The 21807-nt window shown below is 58.7% G+C and carries 18 protein-coding genes; 2 read left to right on the forward strand and 16 right to left on the reverse strand.

All coding sequences use genetic code 11. The annotated features are described in order from the left end of the window. Positions 1 to 38: 38 nt before the first annotated feature. On the reverse strand, positions 39 to 4085 hold the full coding sequence (locus GOEFS_RS06615) for a type VII secretion protein EccC (RefSeq protein WP_040524655.1): 4047 nt from the start codon (positions 4083 to 4085) through the stop codon (positions 39 to 41). 72 nt (positions 4086 to 4157) lie between these two features. Here GOEFS_RS06615 and GOEFS_RS06620 point away from each other — a divergent pair, with 72 nt between their 5' ends. Continuing rightward, complete coding sequence (locus GOEFS_RS06620; RefSeq protein WP_007317123.1) at positions 4158 to 5477, forward strand: EsaB/YukD family protein; 1320 nt, start codon at positions 4158 to 4160, stop codon at positions 5475 to 5477. A 10-nt stretch (positions 5478 to 5487) separates the two neighbouring features. On the opposite strand, the gene GOEFS_RS06625 is transcribed toward GOEFS_RS06620, so the two are convergent. Then, complete coding sequence (locus GOEFS_RS06625) at positions 5488 to 5700, reverse strand: hypothetical protein (protein WP_007317124.1); 213 nt, start codon at positions 5698 to 5700, stop codon at positions 5488 to 5490. Positions 5701 to 6030: 330 nt separating this feature from the next. Between GOEFS_RS06625 and GOEFS_RS06630 the strand changes: the two genes are divergently transcribed. Further along, entirely contained in the window at positions 6031 to 7626 is a 1596-nt protein-coding gene (locus GOEFS_RS06630; RefSeq protein WP_444542550.1) for a MinD/ParA family ATP-binding protein, read from the forward strand. Positions 7627 to 7651: 25 nt separating this feature from the next. On the opposite strand, the gene GOEFS_RS06635 is transcribed toward GOEFS_RS06630, so the two are convergent. From GOEFS_RS06635 to GOEFS_RS06710, 14 genes are all read right to left on the reverse strand, one after another. Continuing rightward, complete coding sequence (locus GOEFS_RS06635) at positions 7652 to 7879, reverse strand: hypothetical protein (RefSeq protein WP_007317126.1); 228 nt, start codon at positions 7877 to 7879, stop codon at positions 7652 to 7654. Positions 7880 to 8124: 245 nt separating this feature from the next. After that, complete coding sequence (locus GOEFS_RS06640; RefSeq protein WP_040524632.1) at positions 8125 to 8730, reverse strand: hypothetical protein; 606 nt, start codon at positions 8728 to 8730, stop codon at positions 8125 to 8127. Positions 8731 to 9297: 567 nt separating this feature from the next. Further along, complete coding sequence (locus tag GOEFS_RS06650) at positions 9298 to 9792, reverse strand: hypothetical protein (RefSeq protein ID WP_007317129.1); 495 nt, start codon at positions 9790 to 9792, stop codon at positions 9298 to 9300. A 184-nt stretch (positions 9793 to 9976) separates the two neighbouring features. Further along, positions 9977 to 10798: a DUF1963 domain-containing protein gene (locus GOEFS_RS06655; RefSeq protein ID WP_007317130.1), complete on the reverse strand. Its 822-nt coding sequence runs from the start codon at positions 10796 to 10798 to the stop codon at positions 9977 to 9979. Beyond that, complete coding sequence (locus tag GOEFS_RS06660) at positions 10795 to 11124, reverse strand: hypothetical protein (protein ID WP_007317131.1); 330 nt, start codon at positions 11122 to 11124, stop codon at positions 10795 to 10797. Before GOEFS_RS06660 ends, GOEFS_RS06655 begins: the two co-directional genes overlap by 4 nt. Positions 11125 to 11169: 45 nt before the next feature. After that, a complete protein-coding gene (locus tag GOEFS_RS06665) occupies positions 11170 to 12213 on the reverse strand; it encodes a hypothetical protein (RefSeq protein ID WP_007317132.1) in 1044 nt (347 codons plus the stop codon). Positions 12214 to 12325: 112 nt separating this feature from the next. After that, a complete protein-coding gene (locus tag GOEFS_RS06670) occupies positions 12326 to 12733 on the reverse strand; it encodes a DUF4259 domain-containing protein (protein ID WP_007317133.1) in 408 nt (135 codons plus the stop codon). 759 nt (positions 12734 to 13492) lie between these two features. Then, entirely contained in the window at positions 13493 to 14116 is a 624-nt protein-coding gene (locus GOEFS_RS06680; protein ID WP_007317135.1) for a T6SS immunity protein Tdi1 domain-containing protein, read from the reverse strand. A gap of 127 nt (positions 14117 to 14243) precedes the next feature. Then, positions 14244 to 14738, reverse strand: a complete 495-nt coding sequence (locus tag GOEFS_RS06685) for a hypothetical protein (RefSeq protein ID WP_007317136.1) — start codon at positions 14736 to 14738, stop codon at positions 14244 to 14246. A 76-nt stretch (positions 14739 to 14814) separates the two neighbouring features. Continuing rightward, a complete protein-coding gene (locus tag GOEFS_RS06690) occupies positions 14815 to 15123 on the reverse strand; it encodes a hypothetical protein (RefSeq protein WP_040524638.1) in 309 nt (102 codons plus the stop codon). An 86-nt stretch (positions 15124 to 15209) separates the two neighbouring features. After that, positions 15210 to 16040 carry a hypothetical protein gene (locus tag GOEFS_RS06695; RefSeq protein WP_007317138.1) on the reverse strand — a complete coding sequence of 277 codons (831 nt, stop codon included), beginning with the start codon at positions 16038 to 16040 and terminating at the stop codon, positions 15210 to 15212. A gap of 24 nt (positions 16041 to 16064) precedes the next feature. Further along, positions 16065 to 21062, reverse strand: coding sequence for an RHS repeat-associated core domain-containing protein (locus GOEFS_RS06700; protein WP_007317139.1), 4998 nt, complete (start codon positions 21060 to 21062; stop codon positions 16065 to 16067). A gap of 56 nt (positions 21063 to 21118) precedes the next feature. Further along, on the reverse strand, positions 21119 to 21412 hold the full coding sequence (locus tag GOEFS_RS06705) for a WXG100 family type VII secretion target (RefSeq protein ID WP_007317140.1): 294 nt from the start codon (positions 21410 to 21412) through the stop codon (positions 21119 to 21121). Positions 21413 to 21456: 44 nt separating this feature from the next. Beyond that, positions 21457 to 21795 (reverse strand): WXG100 family type VII secretion target, encoded by a 339-nt coding sequence (locus GOEFS_RS06710; RefSeq protein WP_007317141.1) that lies wholly within the window; start codon positions 21793 to 21795, stop codon positions 21457 to 21459. Positions 21796 to 21807 lie beyond the last annotated feature (12 nt).

The following is a 21807-nucleotide window of genomic DNA, read 5'->3' on the forward strand; positions in this document are numbered from 1 at the left end:
CTCTTCTCCTCTTTCGGATGCGTATCAAAGGTGTGAGGTTAGCTGTCGTGCTCTACAGGGACGTACGCCAACTGAACTCGCCTCGGCGGCAGTCCGCGCTGAATCAGATCGCCGCGGCCGGGTGGCAATTGCGACATCCAGGCCTTGGGCCACATCTGACCTTCTTGTCGGTCGCCCGACAGCAGTAAACCGGCGGCGCCGCTTTCTTTGAGCGCCTGGATGACCGGCTCGTACATCGCGCGCGAGGCGCCACCGCCGCGACGCATGACCACAACGTGAAATCCGAGATCACGTGCTTGCGGCAAGAATGGAACCAGTGGCCGCAGCGGGCTGTTGGTGCCTTCCATCAGGTCGTAATCGTCGGCGATGACTACTACCTCGGGGCCCGTCCACCACGACCGCTCCCGCAGCTGCTGGGTGGTTACATTGTCGGGCGGTACCCGCCGCTCTAGTTCCTTCACGATGGAGGCCACAAGTTGCGCAGCAACATTCGCGGTGCCGGCATAGCCACCGATGAATTCCGTCGGCACGACATCCATCAGCTGACGCTTGAGGTCGAGCACTGCGAAAACCAACTGGCCTTCGGCGAAATGCGGACATAGTTCGTCGACGACGGTGCGAGCGATATTCGTCTTACCGCTGCCCGAATCTCCGAAAACCACGAGATGTGGATCCGCGCCAAGGAGATCGAGCCGCACCGGCATCAGGTCAGCCTCGCTTATCCCGACAACCACGTGGCCGACCGCGGCGTGATCTCGCCTTATCTCCTCGAGCGTGACCACATCCGGCAACATCCGCACGGCCGGCGCCCCAGGGCCACGCCAGGCGTCCGCTATCGCCGTCATTGTCGCTTCCGACGTGGCCATCGTGTCGCCACCGACAGCCGGGAGCGCTATCTGACACATCAGTTGTTCCTGATTGACACAGCGTCCGGGATTGTCGGCGCGGATGGTCTCGACTAGGCGACGCCCGATCGTCGAATCGAGAGGATCGTTGAGACGCAACTCAATTCGCGTGCCCAGCATGCTCTGCATTTGAATGCGGAAGTCCGCCCACCGACCTGTCGTGACGATCAAGTGCAGACCGAATCCCAACCCGCGTGCGGCGAACTCCTGCACCTCGCGGGAGAGCTCGTCGTATTCTTCGCGGAATGTCCACCACCCGTCGATCACCAAAAAGACGTCGGCGCAACGCAATTCAGGTAGGCGGCCGGCCCGGTGTAACTGTCGCATCTGTTCTGCGGTCTCGATCTGATGGTCGGCGAAGACTCGTTCACGCTCAACGAGCTGGGTCACCATCTCGGCGACCGTCCGCCGTATCTTGTCGGTCTCGAATCGCGTTGCCACATCACCGACATGCGGCAGCCTGGACATCGGCCGCAATCCACTGCCGGCCATGTCGATCAGGTAGAACGCCGCCTCATTCGGCGTGTGGGTCAACGCGGCGCCGAGGACGAAGGATCGCAGCGCCGTCGTCTTGCCCGACTGCGGTGACCCGATGAAAACGAGATGACCACCGGAACCGGCGAGGTCAACCGTCAACGCACCTTGCCACTGACGCAACGGCTTATCCTTGAGCCCGATCGGAAACTGCAACTGACCGCACTCGGCGGTGTTGGCCACCGACAGGCCCCGCTCTCGGGTCGGCTCGACCCTACCCACGACGTCATCGAAAGTCAGCGACGACGGCAGCGGCGGAAGCCAGATCTGACGCACCTTATCCGCGTGTTTACCCAACCGCACCGCGACCATATCGAGTGTCGTCGCACTGAATGGGTCATCATCGACGGCTACCGGCCGGATCGACCGGGTGTACTCGTCTTGCTTCTCAGCCAGCCACGCCGACGTGGTGTTGTTCAACCCGAAGGGCATGGGGATCGGCGGCAGGGTGGTGTCTTCCGCGTCAGCCGGCGGCACATACTTGCCCGACACATAGGCAGCTTTGAACCGGGCAAAGATGTCGGGGTCCACCTTGAGAATTCCCGAGCCGGGTATGGGCGGAAGCTCATGCGCGTCGGGCGAACCGATAACGGTCCGCGACTCTTGAGAAGAGAAGGTACGCAACGCGATTCGATAGGACAGATGCGACTCGAGGCCGCGAAGTTTGCTCTCTTCCAGCCGCTGCGTCGCCAGCAGCAAGTGAACGCCGATGGACCGGCCGATCCGGCCGATCTGCACGAAGAGATCAATGAAATCCGGTTTGGCCGTAAGGATTTCACCGAACTCATCGATGATGACGAGAAGGTCCGGGAGTGGCTCCAAGTCCTGCCCGGCATCACGCCGCCGGTTGTATTCGGTGACATTGGGCAACGAACCGGCGGCTTGCAGCACCTGCTGGCGGCGCTGCATCTCGCCAAGGAGGGCATCATGCAGCCGGTCGACGAGGCCGGAGTCGTCGGAGAGGTTATCGACCATTGCCGTCGTATGCGGCAGTTGGTCGAGACCCGCGAAAGCCGCGCCACCCTTGTAGTCCACCAGAACCAGGGCGAGTCTGTCCGGCGAGTGCCAAACAGCTTGGGCCAGAACAAGAGTGCGCAAAACTTCAGACTTACCCGAGCCGGTAGCGCCCACGCACAGACCGTGCGGCCCCATGCCGTCTTGTGCGGATTCCTTCAGGTTCAGCCGTACCGGGGCTCCGCTTCCGTCGATGCCGAAGGGCACATTGAGAAAGTCGTCGAGCGGGCGAGGCGCCCACATCGCATCAATGTCATAGGAACCGAAGTCGTCGATACCCAGGAGACGATCCAGGGTGATGGTTGTTTCGAGCGGGGCGTCAGGAGCCGAATCTTCAACGAGGCGAATCGGAGCGAGCCGACGTCCGACATTTTCTGCCAGCGGCACGCTGACGGTATCGATCGAGCCACGCGATGCGCCCCGGATCAGTCGCCTCTCCCGCAGAACCTCTTCATTGTCGATCCGCGCGCCGAACGCGTTGGGCGCCTCGGTAACGACTTCGACCGTCACCGAACGGTCCTCACCAATCGTCACCCTGGTGTCCACGGTGCCGGGTTCTAGTTGCCGATCCTCGTTGAGCACCACCGCGATGATCTTCAACTGCCGAAGGTCGGAGCCAACCATCAAGCGAGACAACACTTCCCGCCCATGGGGGTCGTCGGAATCGGCGACCACAACGAGATGATGCCCCTCGACCACATGGTCGCCGTAACGCTTCGACTTGTCGGCCAGTTCCGCACGTCGCCGCCCGATCTCATCGGTGAGCGCGGTGAGATCCTCCGAATCAACCGAGGTCTGGCGCCGGCCCAACGGACCGTCGAACTGTTCCGGGTCGAGGATATGGGGCAACCACAGTGCCCACCGATAGGAGTCGGAAATCCCTCGCGCGGGCAGGGCGAGGTGTACCCGCACGTCCTCGGGCGCGTGGAACGCGGCCAACTGGATGAGCATGGCGCGAACCGTCTCGTATGTCAGCGCGGGCGGTCCCACCACCGATACCACTCCATTGAGCGGCACTGCGATCGGCAGGTTGTCGATACGTTCAGTCAGCGCGACCACGCGGTCGAGGTGCGCCTGCGCAACCGGCTCTGGCCGCTTGAGCGGATCATCGTCGGAAGTTGTGCGCACCGCGCGCGCCAGCGGTCCGACGCCGCTGCCGACGCGAACCGTGAGGAAATCGGCGTCACTCGCCCGACGCTCCCACAAGCGCGACGGGTCTCGGATCACCTCCAGGAGGTTCGCCGGATTGGGATGACGTCGAAGCGACATCTCTCGCTGATCGCGGACCTCGCCCTCGATGTCGGCCCGGGTGGTTGCCAAGTACTCGACGTAGATGCCGCGATGTTGCTCCGCCTTCTTTCGACCACCCGTTTTCGCATAGACGAACATCGCGATACCGCCGATGACCGCCCCGGTAACCATCGCGCCGCCGGCGATCATCCGAATAGGGTTACCCGACGACATCATCATCGCCATCATTCCCAAGCCCGCGAACAGCGGGAGTATCGCGCGTAACGCCGACTGGGCGCCGCCCGCGGAATCAATAGACGGTACTCGCGCGATGACCAGCGGATCCTTGGGTAACGGATCATTGTGCAGTCGCGCTGGTCGATGAACCAGTCTGGTACCCACCGGCACTTCCCTCGCAGTCTCGTCGGTCAGGTGGCAGCGCTTGGACCAATCATCATCTGCAATGATTACTCCATGGGCGCAACGTTTGTGCGGCTAACAGTGCTTGCCGATGACAACCAACTCGACATCAGCCTGCCGGCGCATCGCCCGGTCGTCGAGTATATCGACGATGTCGTCGCGATGTTCGGTCCGTCCGCCGCCGCGCCGACGACGGCGTGGGCTCTCTCTTCACCGACCCACGGCTTGATCGAACTCGACGACACACTCGCCGATCATTCCGTCGCCGACGGCGTCACTCTTCACCTGACAAAGGCGCCCGACGCGGCACCACCACCCTTCGTTGACGATGTCATCGCCGAGATGCGTCGCACCGTAGACGACCGGTACGAACGCTGGACCGCACAGTCCAGGCGCGTCTGGCTCTCGGCGGTCCTGGCCGGAGTGCTGTTGAGCGGGGCGGGATTCGTCGCGCTGCAGTCTTCGGATACTGCTGTGGCAGGCGGCCTCGCGGTATTGGCGCTCGTCGCGATTGCGATAGGCACCATCGCGCGCGGCAAACCGCTCGGCTATGTGACCTGGGCAGCCGCACCGATCGGCGCGCTGGCGGTATGGCGAGCGACGCAAGACGTCGGAGTTGCCGAATCGGTGAGCTGGGCGTTCGCTACCGGAGCCGTGATCGCGGCCCTCGCGACCTACACCAGCTTGGACTCGCGGTCATTGACATTGGCGGGCGGGCTGGTCGGTGGCTCGCTATTCGTCGCGGGCGGCGCGTTCGCCCTCGGGGCCAACCCAACCGCGTTGACGGTATGGGCCTCGATCGGGCTGGTGGTGGTCACCATTTTCACCCCACGGCTGGCGCTGTCCTCCTCGGGTCTACTAGCCCAAATACAGCGCAGCGAGCAATTGGAACTGGCGGAACGTGCCGCGGTCGAAAAGGGATTGCGTCGCGGACGTGAAGTTGTCGACGGGTTGGTGTGGGCCGTTTCTGCTCTGCTCATACCCGTAGTCGCCACCATCGCTGTGACCGGAGTGTGGGAGCAAGGGTTTGTCGCGGTTTTGCTCGTACTGATTTTCACTCTGCGCAGCCGGTCGTTTACCCACTCGCGGCATGTGGCACCGATGCTCGGCGCAGCGGCGGTGTCGGCCGTGGTCGTAGTGTGCGCCGTGCCGCATTGGATCGAGTTGTCCCAGAACGGGGCCATCATCGCGGGCGTTGTCGGCACGATTGTCGTCGGAACCGCGGTCCTGGTCGGACAACTCCCCGCGCTCGATGAGGTTCCAGCAGCGCGACTGCGCCGTTTCCTCGATGGTGTGGACCTGCCGCTGGCACTCGCCTATTTCCCGGTCGTGTTCGTCGGGCAGGGGGTTTACGGCCTGTTCTGGCCGAGCTGACGCATCACAGTCAGCGGCGCGAGGCGAAATAGTCGATGATGAATCCCGCGGCGACGATGCCGACGAGGATGACGGCGGCCAACACCAACGAGATCACGATGAGTCGCAGCGTAAGTTGCTTGCCCCGCAGCGATTGACTGCCATGAATTAGAGCCGACGACGCCAGCTGCGTACGAAGTTTATGGGCCTGCAGTACGGTGCGCGGGTCACCCCCGGTAGTCATGGTTAGCCATCCTACTATCCTGAGGAAGGCTGCGGGCGCAGCGATGCGGGCATCGCCCGGCGTCACACAAACGGAGGAAGAATGGGCAACGATCAGTCAGATATGCCACCACCGTGGTTGAGCGATGACGACGATAGCGACCAGGATCCCGAAGCGATGGTCGCCGAACCGAATACCAGCCCTCCTGATCACTCGGCACCGATAGCCGCGAACGGCGTCGCGAGTGAACCGCGACCTGCGACACCCACTTTCGCTGGGGACCGACAGTCTGCGCCGCCCCCACCAGCACCGCGCGGCTGGGTTCCGGCCAGTGACGACGATGATGCCGAGATCGAGGCACCTGCACCTGCACCTGCACCTGAAAGTGCTCTCGCGTCGGAACCACCTCCACCAGCGCAACACGCCGTTACGCCTCCATCACCTGCTCCACCCGTTTCCCCGCCGCCGGTTGTCCCTTCACCACCCGTGGCGCCCCCTTCTCCCGCAGCAGCACCACCCGCTCAAGATGTGTTGACCGGCTCCGACCAACCCGCACCGGTTGCGGCACAACACTTCACCCCGCCATCCTTCTACGGCCAGCACGCGAGTAGAGAGGGCATCGCGGAAGACCCGAGTCCGGGCGAGAATGCGAACGCCACGGACTCGTCGTTCCAGCCGCCCCAACATTTTCAACCGCAGAGTGCTCCGGCTCCCAACTCCTCGCCGCCCAATTTCCAGCCACCCAACTTTCAGCCGCCCAACTTTCAGCCACCGCCGCAATACCAAGTGCCGCAACAACAACCACCGGTTCAGCCCTACCCCCAGCAGTACGATCCGACGTCGGGAGTACCTCATGGCGCAGCGGTCGCGAACCCGGGTTACGCACCGCAACAGCAGCAGCCGGTCCACCAGCAGCCACCTATTGAGCAAGGCCAGCCGGTGCCGCAGCAGCACTATCAGCCGAACCAGCCGCCGGTCGGAAACCTTGCTCCCCCACCGGGTCTCGACCAGATTCGGCTGATTCATAGGTCAAAGAAGGCGCCTCAATCAGGATGGCGGCGCGCGGTGCATAGTGCCACCGCCGGGGTCGTGAATCTCGGCGACAGTGCCCAACAACAGCACATCGACCAACTGATCGAGCGCGTGCGTCAGCCGATACGTGGCGACTTCCGGCTCGCGGTCCTGTCGTTGAAGGGTGGTGTGGGCAAAACAACGACCACCATCGGCCTGGGGTCGACATTCGCGTCACTTCGTGGTGATCGCGTTATCGCCGTCGACGCGAATCCCGACCTGGGGACACTCGCGAGTCGAGTCCCGCAGCAAACCGCATCGAATGTACGCGGTTTGCTCAACGATCCCAATGTCGCGCGCTACTCGGATGTGCGAGCACATACGAGCCAGGCCGAGAGCCGGCTAGAAGTGCTTGCGTCCGAACGTGATCCAGCAATATCGGAAGCGTTCAGCGAGGACGATTACCGACGAGTCGTAGGAATTCTGCGCAATCACTACAACATTGTGTTGACAGACTGCGGCACCGGCCTCATGCATTCCGCGATGAAGGGTGTTCTCGGCCTGGCACATGGGATCGTCCTGGTGACCTCTCCGGCGATCGATGGAGCGCAGAGTGCGTCCGCCACCCTCGACTGGCTCAACCACCACGGTTACGAGCGGCTCGTCAGCCAGTCTGTCGTGGTGATTTCGTCATCGACGCCGGGCTCCCCGCCCGTCGACATCGATATGATGGCGCAGCACTTCCTTGGCCGGACCCGAGCGGTTCAGGTGATCCCCTATGACAGCCACCTCGCCGAGGGTGCTCAGGTGGATCTCGAGCTGGTCGGCCGAGATACTCGCACCGCACTCATCGAACTGGCTGCGACTATCGCCGACAGCTTCCCGGTTACCGTCGGGATGCCGCCGAACGGTGTGCCCAACCAGTGGCGCGGATAGGCGAGCCGCCGGTCAGCGAGACTGCCTAGTTAGTCGCAGGTGCGGGACCGTGTCCGCGAATGGAGAGAAACACCCGCTCTGGCTCGCTCGTTCCATCTGAAAAGACCTCGACGTACGCCGGCGACGTGACTTCGGCCCGGTAGAGAACGTCGGCGGTGACGTTGCTGACGACGATCACCCCGCTTGGCAACTCCAGCTGGCCCGACCAGATCTCTGCTAACTCGCGACCGGTTGTGAGCCGATGGCTTACCACCTCACCATTGGTCGAAATCGCTAGCTGAACACGACCCTCGAACTCCTCAATGACGGTGACCGCGAAGACATCGGAGGTCGCATATATTGCTGCTGAGCCGTCAACGTCGGGACCGGAGCTTGCTTCGGCATCCCCCCCACGAACAGCAGCCCGTTCGGAGCGTCAACTTCGATCACTTGCAAAGCGATACCTCTCCTGGTTGCGGGACGGCCCCTTCTCAAGTCAGCGCGAGCTCCCGCGCCTATCTACCCACGGCCGAACTCAGACACCAACATTGCCGAGAAACGCGGCACGTCATCCATTCGACCGGAGCGAACCTCACCAATCACGACCAGCGCCCGCTCAAAAACCCGTTCATCACCGCTAGGGTAAGTCCCATATTTCGTGGTCACGAGTGTATCTAAGAACTCCACGAACTGTTCCGCGACGCGTCCCAGGTCCGGCGGACTGCCGCAGTCGAGCGCCAGCAGCGATATGCCAAGGTTTTCGATGACAGGCACCCACACTCCCCAGCGCTCGCCAACGGCGTCTTCGTCAGGAATCTGCTGATCTATCCTTTCGACGAGTTGGGGTCCTACGCAACCAGAACCATGGAATTCCCGGATGCCTGCCTCCAGTACCCTTAGACGCGACTCTTCCCCACCAGGAAGCGTGGCCCGTGCGAAATCGGCCATTATCGCCAGCACGGCCAAAACAACGGCGTCGCGCTCACGAGTCGTCAAATTCACCAGCGTAGCCCTGAGGTCGTCTATCAACATAAAGCTCTCGCTCTCGCCATCTTCGTAACCAGCGTCAGTATCATTCATCGTATTAACTGCCGACACCCACAATATGCGCAGCAGAATTGCCATCTGAGACTCTACAGATATCAACTTCGCGCTATTTCTAGCTGTTAGAACGGGCCTGGTGGCGCCAAGCAAGCCGCGAGCGAGTGTCTAAAAAAGGCGTCGTTGATCGATTCATCTCCATATCTCACAATCCAGGAGCTACTGTCATGCGCATCGATTACTATCCCTCCCATGGATATAACTTCCGGTATCGAAGAATCAGCCATCTGCGGCGGAAGAGTGTTTGGGACGCCCAGCAGGCGACCGTCTATCAGTTGATCGACGGAATTCGCGAACTGCATGAGGCTCTCCCATGCGACTCGTCTACGAACGTCATCCCGCGCATTCCAGAATAGCGCCGGCAGCCGACCGACGAAATCCATCTCCCCCAAATACCACACGAGTCCGCTACCATCTTCAATGAATCCGAGTACGTCAGACAACTGAACTAAACGCTCGTCGATAGACATCGGAAACTCATATACGTTCACTGCGCGTCCAACCAAAGATATCTCAAAGGTCTGCGTTGCATCCCAATTCTGATCGCACTAATTATCTGCACAGTCATCCTCACCGTCATCGCAAGTGCACTTATTGCGCCCTGAATTCTCGATCAATCTTCTCAAGCATGGCCGCAACGAAAATGGCGGACTCCTGGCCGGTTCGCGGAAACTCGCTTGCGGTTCTCCCGGTCGGCACCGGACCACGCGGGATTTTGGACTGATACACATCGTCTGCCAATACAACAACCTCACGGCGCAAAGCATCGTAAAACAGAGGATCAGCTACTTCGTCCGCAATTGGGTTCTCTTCAGTCCCGATAATTCCCCATCGCTTGAAATCAGAGTCCATTCCGTAAAACACGGTAACTCGATCCGCATCAGACAAGGAATGCGCCGAGCGGCATTCGTCAACCGTGGCAGCAAACGATCGCGCAAAGAAGTAACCGAGGGCAGTGCCGACACGTCTCGCCGGCTTCCACACGCGCGCAACGAAAACCACACCGCGACCATCATCACCGACCGGGACCTTCAGCCACATACCAGCCTTCAACTGCGCATGTTTCGGAGCAGCCAGGACGGCCATCAAGACACCATCCTTTCATTAGGCTTGTTAATCACAACTCGACGCTACCGGATAGAGATTGAACATGTCCACAGAGATGAGATGGGACGAGCGCCGACAAAGTCAATTAGGACGGGCGGGCCTACGCCTCTCGGCAACATCAAGCGGTCAAGATCTTCGACGCTGCGCTTCTGCCGCAGCTAGCTCATTCCAAAAATAGTCCGGGCCGAGTTTCGCCGGGGACGCCATGCCAGCAGAGCGAGTGGAGGTCGAAGTCAAGATTCATCTCGTCGTCCTCGTCAATGGTGAGTATATTGATCGACTCTCGAATAGCCGAATTGTCGCCGAATAGTTTGCGATGATCACCGTCGAACGAAAGGGACGCCAAGTTGCCGCCAACGGAGCAACCCAGAATATCGCCCACGATGTTTTCGGCCCGATCGGCGATTCTCGATCGAACCTCGGTAAATAAGGATCCGGGCGTTGGGGAATCGATATCACCCTCGAGGATATTTCTTCCAAGCCACATAAGATCCAACTCCAGACGGGAATCAAATGACATGGGAAGAGTGTCAGTCAACCATGCGGTGAGTTCATGGCGCTCTTCTGAGAATGCCGGTCCCTCAACTATCGAGTTATTCGCAGTCTCTGGTATCACTTGAAACCAGCCAACTGGACTAGTGATACCGCTGGCGATGCGTTCCTCCAGATATCCTTCGTTGCTGACATCCTCCGGTAGGAATATTGCGATACCAGATGATTCATACCCCGCGACCGCTGCGACATCAGAAGAAAATTGGGCCACAAACCTCAACGATGACCCCGAATCGTCACGAGGCCACTCAAAACCCGGAGGCACTAATGGCCCTCCACCGAACCAATTGCCGCTGCGCTCATCGTCACCGTTGGCACGTGAGAATCGCACGGCCGAACGGCGATATCGCAACACTGATTCTCTAAGTCCGGGAGCGTTCAATGGCTCCGCCACTTCGAGGAGCTGAGATTGCGATAAGAGCGCGTCTTTCATTGTGTGTACTTTTCAGGAACAGGGGCGGTCGCATTCTTCGCAAGCCAGCCATCACTTGAGAACAGTTCGCCTTTGAGGTCATCCGACATTGATTCGAGATCTCCCGTGAGACTCCCGTCTTCCCCTCGTACAAACAGGCGCACACCGCCACCCAGATCCGCGTTCTCCTGAAATCGGGCGATAATATTGTGGATAGTAGATATCGCTACTTCCTGAGCGACGCTTACCGAGGTGCCGTCAGTCGCGATTTGCTCAATCGGCGCCACCACCGAATCATAGACTTCGCAGAAAAATACTCCGAGCGACTCTAGTGTACTACTTCGCATTTCTCACCCCTTATGGGACACTGCGTATGTTAGAAGTTGTCATCGTTACCAGGTCTTCGTACTGTCGATGAGATTAAGCGCCACATCTTCCGCGAAATCAATCGACGACGCGTTCAGAATATCAAGTAGTTCGTCGACCAGATCATCGCGCTCCGTTGATTCGATGAAATCGAACTGACCATCAAGAGAGTTCAACTCATGTACCGCTAGTTTAAGACCATTACGGTAGTCGCCATCAGTCTCCAATGTCTTTGCGAATAACCGCAATATATCGACAGCTGCGATTCGCACGGCATCCGGCACCACATCGCTCCCTATCCAAGATAATAGATAGACATTCTGATCTGATGAACGATTTACACTCGCAGACTTAGCCACTCGAAGATCACAATACACACCGCGTCGATTCGACCACTCCGCACTAAGTACGCTCCACGCTTCCTTTGTAAGGCCACTCAGCGATAACTCTTCCAATGGCACCGAGCCGCGCGCCAGAGCTGCAAGATCCGAATCCGGCGTAACAGTCGCCCACAACGACCTCAGGCCGAGATACTCGGCCCAATCCGTGTTCTGCAGCTGAACAGAACTTCCGGCCGACCGCACGTCTTTCGCATTCGGAAAGACGTTGGCGAGGTCCCTGAAGTCAAGGCGACTTCCTACGAAATGAACCGTACGCACCTTGTCGGCAACTTCGACTGAAGTCGTGCCATCCCATTCCGAAAAGAACGCATCGATCCTCCCGGCTTCGAACTCGCGCCGGGCTAATTGTTGGCCGACCCGCCAAGTCGTGGTGGTGATTTTCGAATCTCTGTTGAGAAGCGGCAGCCGCCGCTTGCCAACAAAGACGTAACCCGGCGGAGGAGCGTTCATCCCTGTTACCCGCACATGTGTATGAAGATCACGCACTTTGAGGAGCGGTGCGTGCGCGAGTTCATCCAGCGTCGGGCACCTAACACCGGACCAGTCCAGGTCGTGGATACTCACATGACTTCTTGTCACGTGAGTGACAAGAGATGCACTCCATTTGCCCAACTCAATCGACGACGCTGCCCACACCTGCCCGGCCGCCAATCCCGGATCACTGGACATTCGATGCCTCTCGCGTGGTTATTTCAGAATGTACGACCAAATCGAATACCCCTCGGACCAGGGGCGGCGCTCCAGAGTCGCAACTACCAACGCAACTCAACCGGTCGCGGCGTCACACCCGACGCAGTGCGTCGAACACCGGCCTCAGCTGTTCCAAAGCGGCATCTCTTCCATCCACTTCGGCCCATAATTCAGACCATTCGGTCTCCGGCGCCGTAACAATACTCAGCGCTTCTCTCGCGGCATCACGTAATACGTCGCTGACTACGAAATCAGCGTCTTCTAGTGACTGCGGACCATAGGCTTCGTCAACGCTCGGACCGCCAGGGACCAGGGCGGCGACCGTGGCGGCCGCAGCGATCACAGCGTACGACTGATCAGCCTTTAGCGGGCTATCCCGTTCGAGCTGAAACGTCTCTTGCAATAGCTCAAGTTTGCCCTCAGCGTCGGCTTCATCGAACTCATCTACCCAATCCCCCGCGTCATCGTTATCGAACGGCCCATTACCCCAAGCGCCCATCTTTTACCCAGCCTTTCGTATCGATGTATAGCTTCAGACTATACCTAGAATAGCGTTCTAGGTGCTTCCACCTTCTCGTGTGGCACCTCGACTCTGCCGCACTGTTTCCCGACCACAAAAGGAAGATTCTGAGCGGCGCAATTCACATGTTTCCACACTCGATCATATTTGCCTGGAGTTATTCTCTCGAAGTCGGGGCTATCCAATCGAGCTATCGGATATCGAATAACACCTCCCTGGCCATCTTCGAACGCGGGGCTCTCCCATATCTTTGGCCTAAATTCGTTCATCTGCCCGAGGTACTCAAAATTTCGGAACCCCGTCTCGATCCCGTGTACTATGACCGCAAACGTAGCCAACTCGGGAACCAAGACAGCGGGAACGACCCATGTTGAGCGTTCTTGAGTCGCTGGGACGGGCGTGCAGAACATATAGAGCGCCATTCCGGTGACTTGGCGGTACTGCGACACTCGCGACACCACCGCGACGGCTGCACGTTGCTCATCCTTCGATACGACACCGAAGAGCGCACCCTGCCTGAACGTGATCGGTATCAACCCCACCTCGTCGTCGCCTCGCGAAGCGCGCGATCGCTGCCTCGTGTGCCGTTCATTGACTCAAGAGTACCTGGCTCGACGCGCACGCGAATTGTTATGCGACGGTTCATCTTTGGCCGGACGGCATGTGCAGCAATCTGGCTCAGGCCGTCTTCAAATCTATGTCAAGCTATTAGGTTCGGATCAACCTGGACCGTCTAGCCTACTCGTCGTCGATTCTGATCTGCCCGATCGTGGTGCCCGGCGGGAGTTCCGTCGCTCGCTTGCTGATCTGAGACATCAACGACCAGTTGACTGCAAAGTCGGTCAGTTCCAGGTTCTCAACCGATAGGTCCCCGCCCAGTATCGGCGGAACCTTGTATCCAACACACTCGTTGTAACGCAGCTCGGAGTTGGTGGTCGATTCACGCCACTCATTGAAGAGCGATGCAAGCAAGTCGTCTTCTTTGTAGTTGGATAGTTCACCATCGTGGAAGTCCGAAAAAGTAGAAGGAACTTCAAACACATCTACGCCCGGCTCAACCATGTAGATCTTGCAGTGCTGTGGGATGTCCCCGAGGGTGGTCCCCCAAACTCTGCCAAGCCAGTCAAACGCAAACGGCAAGATCTTCCGCGCATAGTTGGGAAAGTCCTCACCTATCCATCCCGCAATTCGATTTGCCAATTGCGGAGTGCAAAACCGATAAAGGCCGAAGTCATATACCGTCCCGCCCATAATCCGAATAAGCTCGTCAGCATTTACCGCGGAGCCGGTTAGACGCGCATCTTCCACTTCCTCCCTCTGGCCCGCCGTCGGCGTGTAGGTCCGCTCAAACTTCTCGAACACTTCGTTTGCCCTTCATTTGTGACGAAATACAAATATGGAAAACGCTCGACAGAAGATCGCTAGCATCTTGCATAACCAATCAGTTCGGTCCGCAGCAAATCTACGGACAATATCGGCAACCAACTCATCACCTAAGCAGTAGAGCACCCGCAATAAAGGTATCGACTGCGATTACTTCACTCTTCCAAACCAACGTCACAGCTTGCGGCGCTGCTTTCACCAGCCCGGCAGTCTCATCGACCTCGCCCAGTAGAATATCGAATCTGCCATTCCGGCCTTGCACTACCAGCTGGTGAACCCCACCATCAACTTCAGAAGCCGCGACGACATCAACTACCTGTCCTAATACGGGTTCTATGGCGAGCTTCCGGGTTGTGAATAATTCAGGATTAGGATTTCCAATGATAATCTCCAGCCCCCCATCTACCCCTGATGACTTCCATAATGCGGTAAGCGGCTTCGCCCCCACAATAGAAAGGCACAATCCATGTTCCACTTCCACTGCGCCGTCTATTAGATACGGTCCGTTCACCAGCTCACGGTCACGCGGGATGATCTCAAGAAGGCTGCCAAACTCCAACCCTATAACAGATTCGAAATATTTGGACAACAGGTCTTCCATCGACGCCTCAGCACTTTCCGAAGTAACAAGTCTTCCGATTGGGCTGAAGGTGGCACTCGAACTGTGGTGCGCCGGTTCAGCTTTCGAATTGGGCGACTTGCCGCAGCCCGCCCTGTCCGTCAGGCCACCACAAAGTCGGTACCGGATCGCTGAGCAGAAATAGCCCAACAGCATGCGAAGCTGCCAGCCGTAGGCTTACTTCGCGGAAGTCGGCTGCCTCATCCCACCCTGCTGCAACATAAGCCAGTGCGGGATACGCCGACGAATAGTCGGCACCCTCGTCCCCATCCCCAGTCTCACTATCGGGATAAGTGTCCATCATCGACGCGGTCCAGCTACCCAGCGCAGACCCCTCCTGAACTCCCGTTGGCTCGGTCTCATCCATCAAATCTTCGAACCAGGCAATAAACTCTTCAGGATCTGTCGGAGCAACTGCGGGGTCAAATGCAGCTAAATCGTAGGACAAATTTTTCAACCTTTCCCTGGTTTCGGCAGCCTATTCTTAACAGTCAGCGGTTTAACCACCCGAGACTTGTCCCGTTCAGCATTCGCGGCCACCCTCGCGCGACGATCAGCCTCCGCCTTCTCAGCTTCCAATCGCCGTTGACGAACCCGACCTTCGATCAACGCCACCAGTTCATCGCCCAATTCAGGACGATCAAACGTTGTCAAAATCATCGCGGCCCCATTCGCTGCCGCAAGCTGACTCTCATCGGATCCAACCAGTTTAGTCTCAAAGTATTTTCGGTATAGCGCGTAGCCTTCGTCAACCCTCCCCACGACGCAAGTAGCGAGCAGCCCAAACATTCCCGGAAAAGCCCACGGCGGCTCATCGTCCCGAAGCATTGCCTCTACTAATGCATCCAGAGTGGGCACCTCGTCACAAATACGCTGAAAAGCGGAATCCACGGCCAACGCATAGCGATGTGCGCGTTCCAAATCGGTAATTTGCCCCGATTCCTCATCTATAGCAATTTTCCAGCGATCCGGAGAGACCACGAGGGCACCAAGACCGGCGATCCATACCTGACCGCTGCTATAAGCGTCCTCCCGAAACAACTCTCCGGCACGTGCAGAAATCAATGAAAGAATCGTATTCACTTCCGCAAAGACTGCGTCGGAGCGATCTTCAACGCCCAGGTCAACGTGAAGAGAGATGCGAACCTTGTAGCCTTCAGAGATATCAATTTCTAATCGCCCGTTCTCTATAGGTCTAAACTTAGAGACCTCGACCAACTGATCAGACAACTGAGCGGCGACTCGATTTTCAAACTCACGGATCAAAGATCGCCCTTTTTTCACTGCCTTTCACCTTCTTTGCAGATCTTAGTATTTCATCATTATCGTGGAGAAATCGGAATGAGCTTGGCTCAGTTTGAAATTACTCCCCGGATCTATTTTCGCGAGTTTCTCGGCCATAGTCTGCGCATTACCTCCGTGGAAAGTAATTGCTCCACCATTTTCAATATGTGGGAGGACAACTTTCTGATTCCTCGTAAATCTCGCGAATGGACCATTCTTGACTTCGACGATAGCCTTACTTCCCGTAATTTGGTTACGGACAACTAGGTCAGCCCTCATTCGTTTGCCAGCGCCCTTGATAGTAACTTCCTTACCAATGACCTCCCAGTTCCGCGAGGCAAGGTCACGAGTGGCTCTCGCTACGCCCTGCTCCCCCTTGAAGATGCTGGCTATCCCACACATTTTCAAACCCAGCGGATCGATCCACGTGTACGGGTTGTGCACATATGCGGTAGCCGAAGCGGGGTTGGGAGCCACGCCCAGCGGATCGCTACTCGTGTAGCTACCCGTCTCGGGGTGGTAGTACCTGTGTCGGTTGTAGTGCAGTCCGGTTTCGGGATCGAACTGTTGTCCGGCGAATCTCAGAACCGTTGAGGCACCGGTCCATCGAGTCTGTCCCCAGACTGTGGAACTGGCCCGGCCGGCGATCTGCCCGGAGGCGGGGTCGATCAACTCGGTCGGCGCACCATTGAGGTCGGCGACAATCGCATAGAATTCGGCGTCAATCGACGCCTGCGAACTTGCGACCGATCCGACGGCGGACGGCTGCCCGGCGAGTCCGTCACTTGCACCTACACCTGGGCTGTAATGCCGTGCGTGCTGCTCCAGCGGGTCGCCAGTGGCAGGGTGATACGTCCAGACCCACGCCGAAGCACCACCCGCACCGAGTCCGGCGCGGGGAGTGTGTGCCGTGTTGACCTGGATGGCGAGGTCATCGCCGTCCCAACCGAATACAACTGAATCCAGTAATCGCCCGTCGGCGGACGTATGCCGCTTGGAAACACGCCGGCCGAAAGCGTCGTACCCGTAGCGCCACCGCGTGCCATCAGGTGACAATACGGTGCGGATCTGGCCATTGGTGGTGTACTCGAAACGTGTCACCGACGGCTTACGCGACAACCTGGACGTCGTCTGCATGACCATCTGACCAGCAGCGTCGTAGGAGAAGCGTGATCGACCCGCGCGAGTCACATGCGTGCCGGCCGAACCCACACGATCCGACTGTTCAACGCGAGCGACGCCGGCGACCGGCGAGGAGGCCACCCCTTCTGAACTACTCGCGACGCCGTCGCTCGCCGCCAGCACGCCAGCCGGCGAGTACGCGTACCGCTCTTCCTGACGAGACTGATCAACTGATGACGATAAGACGCGCCCCGCTGAGTCGAGTCCGAACCGCTTGGTCCGTCCCGACGCCAGGTCCGTCAACGATTCGACGTAGGTGTCGGACCTATACGACCATCTGCGGCCTCCGACGACCCGCGCATCCGAGCTGCCGGAGCGAGGATCGCCAGCCGCACCGATCTGCAGAGAAGTCAGCCGGTTCCGAGAGTCGTATCCGAACCCGAGCCGCGACAAGGACCCGATGGCTCGCCCTGCTTCGCGGCCGATTTGATCATAAGAGAATCGCAAGCCGTCGATACCGGTCGCCCCGCCGACACCAGCATCCGGGCCAGCCGTAACGACCGAGCCGATCCGACCGGATGGATCAAACTCGAACAGGGTCGACCACACGCCTCCGGCCGGGCCCAACCGTGATCCGTCCACCGTGCGGGTGACGCTCAATTCGTCGGGCGACCACCGCCACGATACCGAGACATCATTCACGGTCTCGCCGACGATCAGACCCGAGCCATCGCGCTGGTATTCCACGCGCGCGTCATTGTTCACCGCCGAGATGAGCTCGCCCGCCGCGTTGAATTCAAAATTCTTGACGTCGTCGTCCGCGCTGACACGTACTACCCTGCCAACGGCGTCATACTCGGTGACCGAACGACGACCCAACGCATCGACACGAGATATGCCGCGACCTGCCGCGTCGTATTCGTACGACGTAACCGCGTCATTGAAATCGGATTCCGATCGGACGCGGCCGGCCTCATCCCGGTCGAACCGCCAGATCATTCCATCAGGATTAGTTACTGCGACGGGTTCACCCTGCGTCGAGTAGCTCGTGCGCAATTGCCCGCCGTCTGCCGCCACAGATACCAGGGGCAAATCCATTGGGCCGAACTCACTGGCCACCCGATGACCGGCCTCGTCGACCGCCGCCACCAGGTTGCCTTCGCCGTCATATTCACCGGTTTGAGTCGTCCCGTCCGGATTCGTCTGCAGGGTCAGCAGGTGATCGGGATTCCAGACTTGAGTCGTGGTATTGCCCTCGGGATCAGTCGCTTCGACGATATTGCCGAACGCGTCGTAGGCATATGTCCATACGCGCGCACCGGGTTCCACAACTAATGTCGGCCGTCCCGCGTCATCACACGTGACTTCGGTCGTTAGACCCGATGAATCCACAATTCGGGAGAGAACCGATCCAGAAGTCCTATATTCGAACTCACGAACCGTCCTGCGCCCACTGGGATCGATAATCGCCGTGACATTTCCCGCGGCGTCCACCTCAAGCTCGGTCACGCGGCCCATCGCGTCGACCTGTCGAACCGGAACACCCAATCCTGCGAACAGTGTCGACGTACGCGCGCCATCAGGTTCGGTGGTCGCGGTAACAGCACCGAACTCGTCTCGTTCGATCAGAGTCTCGCCGCCAACTGGGTCGACTACCGACACAACCTCGTGATTCCGATGACTGTAGGTGGTCACTCCGCCAGCAGGATCAATGTGTTGCCACATATCTCCATCAGCAGTCGAGCGAAATACATGAACCCTCAACCGCCCCAGCACTTCATCTACGACGGGGGCTTCCGGTACAACTCGTCCGACACTGATTGAGCCATCGCGAGCGTCAATATGGAATTCGATGCCAGCGGCGGACAGACCGTGCTCGCTGATAGCTGACGCCAGCGGCAACGAGGCGAGGCGATCGAGCCGCGTATTGATTCCAACGAGATCGACAGTGGAGTCGAGTTCGGTGACCGATTCGATCAATGCGAGCACATGACCGGCGGCTGGCGCACCTTCGTAGGTGTCCCGCAGATGCACGAACGCATTCGCATACACGCCACCCGTACCGGCTTGAACCGCGACGCGGCCCATGTCGTCATATCGGTGGCGATATGAATGCCCGTTCCGATCGGTCCAGCCGGTCAACCGGTGATCACCGTCGTATTCGTAGCGAAGCGCCTGCCCTGACCAATTGGTCACCGCAACGAGGTCATTTGAAGACGAGTAGTCGAATTGCCGAACGACGTCGGATTTACCGTCACTGCTAACCGTCAACTGAGTGACCAAACCAGTCACCTCGTCAGTGGCAACTTCGACCGTGGCACCACCGGAATGCCGCAGCTGCGTAATGTGTCCGCTCTGAGCGTCGTATTCGATGTCGATGCGATGCCCAGAGTGGTGCACTATCGCAGACACACCGATAACCAGTGACATGTCCAGCGCTCCACCAATACTGGACTCGCTGATAGGGCCACTGGATTCCAGCGACGACCTTTCACCGAACAGAGCGAATTCATACGTGACGCCCGTTCGAACATCACGCATGCGGTAAGCGCCATCGACGAAAGACAACGGCATGGTGCCGACCTCGGGCATCACCTCGTTTTCATCCGAGGGGTGCGCATACCGAAGGACCGCCGCATCAGCAGTGAGGACCGTGACTCCGTCGGCGTCGATCTCAACTCGAGCGTCGAGTGTCGAGCACCACGACGGGCCGAATAGGCGTCCCGCACGGAATGACGAGATATGTGACCGCTCGAGAATCAGTGGGAAGGCCGCGTCGATACGCAAATCGATTTCGGTATCGATCAACTCTCCCGACGCCGCGTCGACGGGCTCACCGCAGGAGAATACATTCTTAACGCCCTTGGCGAACTTGCTTTCGCTCGCCAGCTTCCCGAGCTTACCCACCTGGCCGAGCTTGCCGACCCCGGGAATCACCCCTACCGCGTCAATGGCGAACTGTCCCCACGACTTATTTCCAGTGAGTACCAATGCCGCGCTGATCGCCAGACCAATTCCGGCCAGCGCGCCGCCGATGATTGTTCCCAAACCAGGGAACATCGCAAGAATGCCGCCGGCGAACAACAAGAGTTCCGATATCTTTCCCAGAATATCGGCGTGATCATCAATCCAATCGCCGATGCTCTTAAAGAACCCGCTCACACCCGACGGATTCTTCTCAAACGGAGTGTCGTGCTCCTTGTCGATGACGCCCTTCGCCGTCTTCGACGCCGTATCCATCGCGGTATGCACACCATCGGCCTGCGAAAGCAGACCATTCCACGCGGTCATCATATTGTGGTAATGGGTCCACGCGGCGGCTAACTCAGCGCGTACCCGATTCGCGTGCGCCTCAGCAGCGGCAAATGTCGAATCCGCCTGGGTCTCATTAGCCACCGCCGCGGGTAACCCCGGTGTCGCAGCGGCGGCTGTGACCGCAGCCTTGGCCTGCGTCAAATTTGCCGACGCCGACGCCTCTGCCCCCTCGGCAACCACCAACTCGGCTTCTAGCCGGTTGACGTTGTGCGCGGCGGTCTGAACCGCCTGATGCGATCCCGGCGCTTGGGCGCGAATCGACGTCATCAGCGTGTGCTCAGTGGTGAACACTCCACCGAACACCTTGATACCGGTGCCAACATTGCGATGCGCCGTCGCCACTTTGGTCAGCCAGTCAGGCAACCGGTCATCAAGTTTCGACCGGAACTTCTCAGCCTCATCGCCCTGAAAATCAGCAGTGTCTAACGACCGCAACAGCCGCGCTGCATTATCCGCGTGGTCGGCAAACTTGAGATACTTGTCCGCGCCGGCTACCACCGACGTGGGCGTGCCTCCCAACCACATCCGCGACGTATCCACCGGAGCCGTAAATGTCTCCAACGGAGGCAACAGCGCAGCAGGCATTAACTTTCACCCTCCTGAAAGAACCAGCAACGAATCAGCCGAGACCATACCCGGAATCAGCCGTGCAAAATGGTGTTATTAATACCCTTCTGCATTGACAACACCTGCTGTGAATTGTCACCTAGGGTCTGTCGAATCTGCGTCAGCACCTGAGTAATCGAATCGAATCCTCGGGAAACCTTCCCATGGATACCCGAGTAGGTCTCATGCTCGTCACCCGACCATGCCGAGGCCAACTTCGTTACATGCTCTTCGAGTTCGTCAACAGCCGACTGCAGGTTGGTGGCCGCTGTCTCCACACGTTCCTCAGCCTGCTGCGCCGCACCATGGTCATATGAGTAATCCGTCATCACACGCTCCAATCAAAGAATAAACGGGCCAAAAGAAGTCGGTCTTAGATGTTGGTGTTCTCGGCGTCGTGGAAGTTCATATGTGCTCCCGCCGAACGAACCGTATCGTTCTGGTCAGACTCACCACGGGTGTAGTCCGACGAGACCTGCTCGGTCCGAGCACCCAGTTGACCCAGGGCCTTATTCACCTGGTCAGCCGCTGACTTCCACTGGTCCTTCAGACCCGACAACGCTTCCTTTGCGCCACCGTCGATCTTGCCCAGCAGATCCTCCATCGCCGACTCGAATTCAGATGAATTCGAAGTGAACTTTCCTACCGCATCCTGCAAATTCGAGGCATGCCCCTTGACTGCAGCATGCTCGACCGAAAAGAAACCAGCCATGACAAACCCTCC

The organism is Gordonia effusa NBRC 100432, from assembly GCF_000241305.1.
Taxonomy (GTDB): domain Bacteria; phylum Actinomycetota; class Actinomycetes; order Mycobacteriales; family Mycobacteriaceae; genus Gordonia; species Gordonia effusa.

Coding starts and splice junctions, on each gene's coding strand:
- GOEFS_RS06660 (WP_007317131.1), bottom strand. CDS start 11,124: ATGCGAAGTAGTACACTAGAGTCGCTCGGAGTATTTTTCTGCGAAGTC.
- GOEFS_RS06685 (WP_007317136.1), bottom strand. CDS start 14,738: ATGGAAGACCTGTTGTCCAAATATTTCGAATCTGTTATAGGGTTGGAG.
- GOEFS_RS06665 (WP_007317132.1), bottom strand. CDS start 12,213: ATGTCCAGTGATCCGGGATTGGCGGCCGGGCAGGTGTGGGCAGCGTCG.
- GOEFS_RS06620 (WP_007317123.1), top strand. CDS start 4,158: ATGGGCGCAACGTTTGTGCGGCTAACAGTGCTTGCCGATGACAACCAA.
- GOEFS_RS06700 (WP_007317139.1), bottom strand. CDS start 21,062: ATGCCTGCTGCGCTGTTGCCTCCGTTGGAGACATTTACGGCTCCGGTG.
- GOEFS_RS06655 (WP_007317130.1), bottom strand. CDS start 10,798: ATGAAAGACGCGCTCTTATCGCAATCTCAGCTCCTCGAAGTGGCGGAG.
- GOEFS_RS06710 (WP_007317141.1), bottom strand. CDS start 21,795: ATGGCTGGTTTCTTTTCGGTCGAGCATGCTGCAGTCAAGGGGCATGCC.
- GOEFS_RS06690 (WP_040524638.1), bottom strand. CDS start 15,123: ATGGATGAGACCGAGCCAACGGGAGTTCAGGAGGGGTCTGCGCTGGGT.
- GOEFS_RS06625 (WP_007317124.1), bottom strand. CDS start 5,700: ATGACTACCGGGGGTGACCCGCGCACCGTACTGCAGGCCCATAAACTT.
- GOEFS_RS06670 (WP_007317133.1), bottom strand. CDS start 12,733: ATGGGCGCTTGGGGTAATGGGCCGTTCGATAACGATGACGCGGGGGAT.
- GOEFS_RS06640 (WP_040524632.1), bottom strand. CDS start 8,730: ATGGCAATTCTGCTGCGCATATTGTGGGTGTCGGCAGTTAATACGATG.
- GOEFS_RS06705 (WP_007317140.1), bottom strand. CDS start 21,412: ATGACGGATTACTCATATGACCATGGTGCGGCGCAGCAGGCTGAGGAA.
- GOEFS_RS06650 (WP_007317129.1), bottom strand. CDS start 9,792: ATGGCCGTCCTGGCTGCTCCGAAACATGCGCAGTTGAAGGCTGGTATG.